Below are 3,038 nucleotides of genomic sequence, written 5' to 3'. Positions count from 1 at the left end.
ACATCGAGGTGGACGGTGCGGTCGACGGCGGCCTGCCAGGTGGCGGCCGGTAGGTCGACGGACGCGCGGGTGGGGATCAGGCGGGGTGCGAGGGCGGCGATCAGGAGGTAGACGGCCAGGCGCTGCTCCCACCGGGCGACGGGCTCAGTGGCGCCTTTGGGTGGGGTGGCGGCCGCGGCGTACTCCCACACCGGCCTGCGGGCGCTCCCGGCGGCGGACCAGCGGGTGGGCGCGAGGCGCAGGCCCCAGGCCGGATCGAGGGCCGGGTCGTCGGGGGTGGTGGCCGCGACGAGGGCAGCGCGGGTGCTGTCCGGCAGGAGCGTGCTGGTGTAGGCCAGGACGTAGGCGCCCCAGTCTTCTCCGGCGCCGCCGCCGGTGCGGGCCAGGGTGACCCGGCCGGTGCCGGCGGCCGGTCGGCCACCATGCCGGGGGCCGGCGGTGGTGGTGCGGGGTCGGTGCGCGCGAGCCGTCGGCCGGGCGCGCGAGGTGCTGGTGGTCATCACGCGTCCTCGCTTTCGGCGGTGAGGGCGGCGGCGATGCGGTGGCGCAGCTCGCGGGTGGGGCGCCACAGGCACAGGGCGCCGGTGGCCACCACTGGCCGGTGCAGGGGAAGGACGTCGGCGAGTTGCCAGTGCCAGACCGGGCGGGCGCCGGGGACGTTCTCGTCGGGGAGTTGGGCCCAGGGGCTGCACGAGCCGTGGCAGGTGGTGGAGCTGTGGCAGCCGGTCAGCCGGGCCACGGCCACCACGGCGCCGCGCACGTCCCGGCCGGGCAGGTCGGCGGGCGCCTCGCGCAGCGCGGCACGGTCGACGGTCTTGGTCGCCTGGATGGCGATGAGGCCGGTGTAGGCGACCGGGCGACCACGGTTTTCGATGGTCTTGTCGAGGTGGGCGATGCAGGCCGCCCAGGGCTGGCGCACGCTCAGGCCGCGCACGTCGGCGCCGCCGGTGAGCGCGGTCGCGGTTGCGGCCCGCGGGTCGGGTGTGGTCATCTCGCGGTTGTCTCCCTTGGTGAGACGAGGGGCGCGCCCGGTTCCACAGGCGATGGGCGCGCCCCTGCCGATGTCGGGTGGGTGGTTCAGGCGGTCGGCCGGTGGTCGTCGGCGGCGGTCATGCGGCGCGCCCCCAGGTGGCGGTGCCCGGGCGGCCGGTCCGGCGGCCGTTGACGGACGGCACGGTGGCGTGCGCGGCGTCGGCGAGGTGGGCGCGGCCGGTGTGCTTGCCGTCGTAGAGGGCGGTGTCGGCGGCCCGCTGCAGCGCGGCCAGGTCGCGGGTGCCGATCGTGTCCGGGGTGGCGGCGCCGACGGAGGCGGCGACGTCGACCGTCCGGCCGTCGTCGAGGACGACCGGGGTGTGCAGCGTTCGCACCAGGTGCGCCAGGCGGTGCGCGCGGCGGCTTGGGGGCAGGGGCAGCACGGCGGCGAACTCGTCTCCTCCGAGCCTGCCCAGGGCGGCGTGGGGGCCGGCCCAGGCGGTGAGCCGGTCGCCGAACGCGGCGAGGACGGCGTCGCCGGCCGGGTGTCCGAGCCGGTCGTTGATCTGCTTGAAGTGGTCGGCGTCGATCAGGACCACAGCCGTGTCGTCGCCGTGGCGGTGCAGGATCTGCCGGGCCCGGGTGGTGTACGCGTCGCGTCGCAGGAGGCCGGTCAAGGGGTCGCGGCGGGCGGCGGCCAGGCGGCGGTGCAGCGCGAGGGCGTGGACGGTCCAGCCGGTCAGCGGCACGGCGAGTGTGGTGATCAGCAGAGCGCGGTGTCCGGTCGGGGCGTGTAAGCGGGTGGTGGGGGCCATACTGGGGTTCTCCGTTTCTCGGGTTGGTACGGGGACGGAGCCCGGGGCAGCCGACGAAGCCGGCAAGCACGTGCGGCTGCCCTGGGGGTGCGCTTCTCGGTCCGCGACGGTGCAGGTGGGCGCGGCGGGCCCCTTACTGCGCCCTGGTGTCCGTTCAGGCGGCCAGCCGGTGGCCGCCGTCGGCGGGTGGGGTGTAGGAGCCGGGGTCGGCGGGGGTGCCGTCGTGGCACTCCAGACAGCAGCCGAGGGTGCGCAGCGGCAACGCGTGAAAATACCTGCGGCGACACGTCGGGCAGGTCTGTCGGGCGGCCATCGCCCGGTCCAGCGCCCACTCCTGGGCCAGCGTCGGCACGCGTTTCGGTCGCGCCAGGCCGATGTCGTACAGCCAGGCCCGGGAGGGATGGGTGCAGGACTGGTCGGGTCGGTAGGCGCACCGCTTGCAGCGCAGGACCGCGACCGGTCCGTGACCGCCGGGGCTCAGGCCCAGCGCCCGCAGTTGTCGCCGGGTGACGAGATGGTCGGGGCAGGCGCCGCGGTCGTGCTCCGGCAGGGTCGCATCGGTGCGCGGCACCCGGACGATCTCGCGGCGCCGCCGCTTGGCAGTCGTGGGCATCACCGGCTCCCGACGCCGGACAGTCGGGCGGGCGGGGTCGGGTAGCGGGGGCCGGGTCGGGTGGGGCGGGGCCGGCCGATCCGGCGGCGCGGGCGGGGGATGAGCACGGTCGGTCTCCTCCAGACGTCGGTGGGCGGCAAGCGGTGCCCCGCCGGCGACGTCGGCGGGGCGCGGGCGGGACGGCCGGTCGGCCTGTCCGGTCCTCGCCCTTCCCGTGGCAGGCAAGCGCGGACCAAGGCGGTGCGTGCCAGCCCGGTCAGGGTGTGGCGCAGGGATGCGGGAGCGGCCACCCGCAGGCCGATGAGCTGGTTCATCGCCTGGGTTCTGGCCTTGACGGCCGACGCGCGGGCCACCCGCAACTGGCGAAGCGCCTCCACCGTGCCGGTACGGGACTTGGGGGTGGCGTAGGCCCGTCCCGAGGCCGCTGCCCGGGCGGCCGCGTAGGCGTCGATCGCATCGGACTTGCCGCGAGCGTGGCGAGTGCCACGGTCGGGGACGTTGACCTCGACCACCATCAGGCCGGCCGCGGTCAGCACGCTGGATGCTCCTATGGTTGTCAAGCCGCAGGGGTGAGGCTGTTTTGCGTGACTTGTCCGGTGGCTGGGGTGGTCAGTGCGCGGTAGACCTCGCGGGCGACG

4 protein-coding genes and 1 pseudogene are annotated in these 3,038 nt (G+C 76.0%); all 5 read right to left on the bottom strand.

Going from position 1 to position 3,038, the window contains the following annotated elements; translation table 11 throughout:
• A partial coding sequence (locus IF47_RS0126525; protein WP_031511545.1) for a hypothetical protein occupies positions 1–500 on the bottom strand: 500 nt, incomplete at its 3' end.
• Entirely contained in the window at positions 500–991 is a 492-nt protein-coding gene (locus tag IF47_RS0126520; protein WP_051718264.1) for an ASCH domain-containing protein, read from the bottom strand. The genes IF47_RS0126520 and IF47_RS0126525, both read right to left, overlap by 1 nt.
• A 118-nt stretch (positions 992–1,109) precedes the next feature.
• Positions 1,110–1,787 (bottom strand): GGDEF domain-containing protein, encoded by a 678-nt coding sequence (locus IF47_RS0126515; RefSeq protein ID WP_031511543.1) that lies wholly within the window; start codon positions 1,785–1,787, stop codon positions 1,110–1,112.
• A gap of 154 nt (positions 1,788–1,941) precedes the next feature.
• Positions 1,942–2,400: an RRQRL motif-containing zinc-binding protein gene (locus tag IF47_RS0126510; protein WP_031511542.1), complete on the bottom strand. Its 459-nt coding sequence runs from the start codon at positions 2,398–2,400 to the stop codon at positions 1,942–1,944.
• Between the two features lie 218 nt (positions 2,401–2,618).
• A pseudogene (locus IF47_RS32225) lies at positions 2,619–2,948 on the bottom strand (IS110 family transposase); the annotation flags it as partial.
• Between the last annotated feature and the right edge of the window lie 90 nt (positions 2,949–3,038).

This window comes from Streptomyces megasporus (assembly GCF_000718985.1).
In the GTDB taxonomy this organism is placed as follows: Bacteria; Actinomycetota; Actinomycetes; order Streptomycetales; family Streptomycetaceae; genus Streptomyces; species Streptomyces megasporus.
This window is presented reverse-complemented; position numbering and strand designations above follow the sequence as displayed.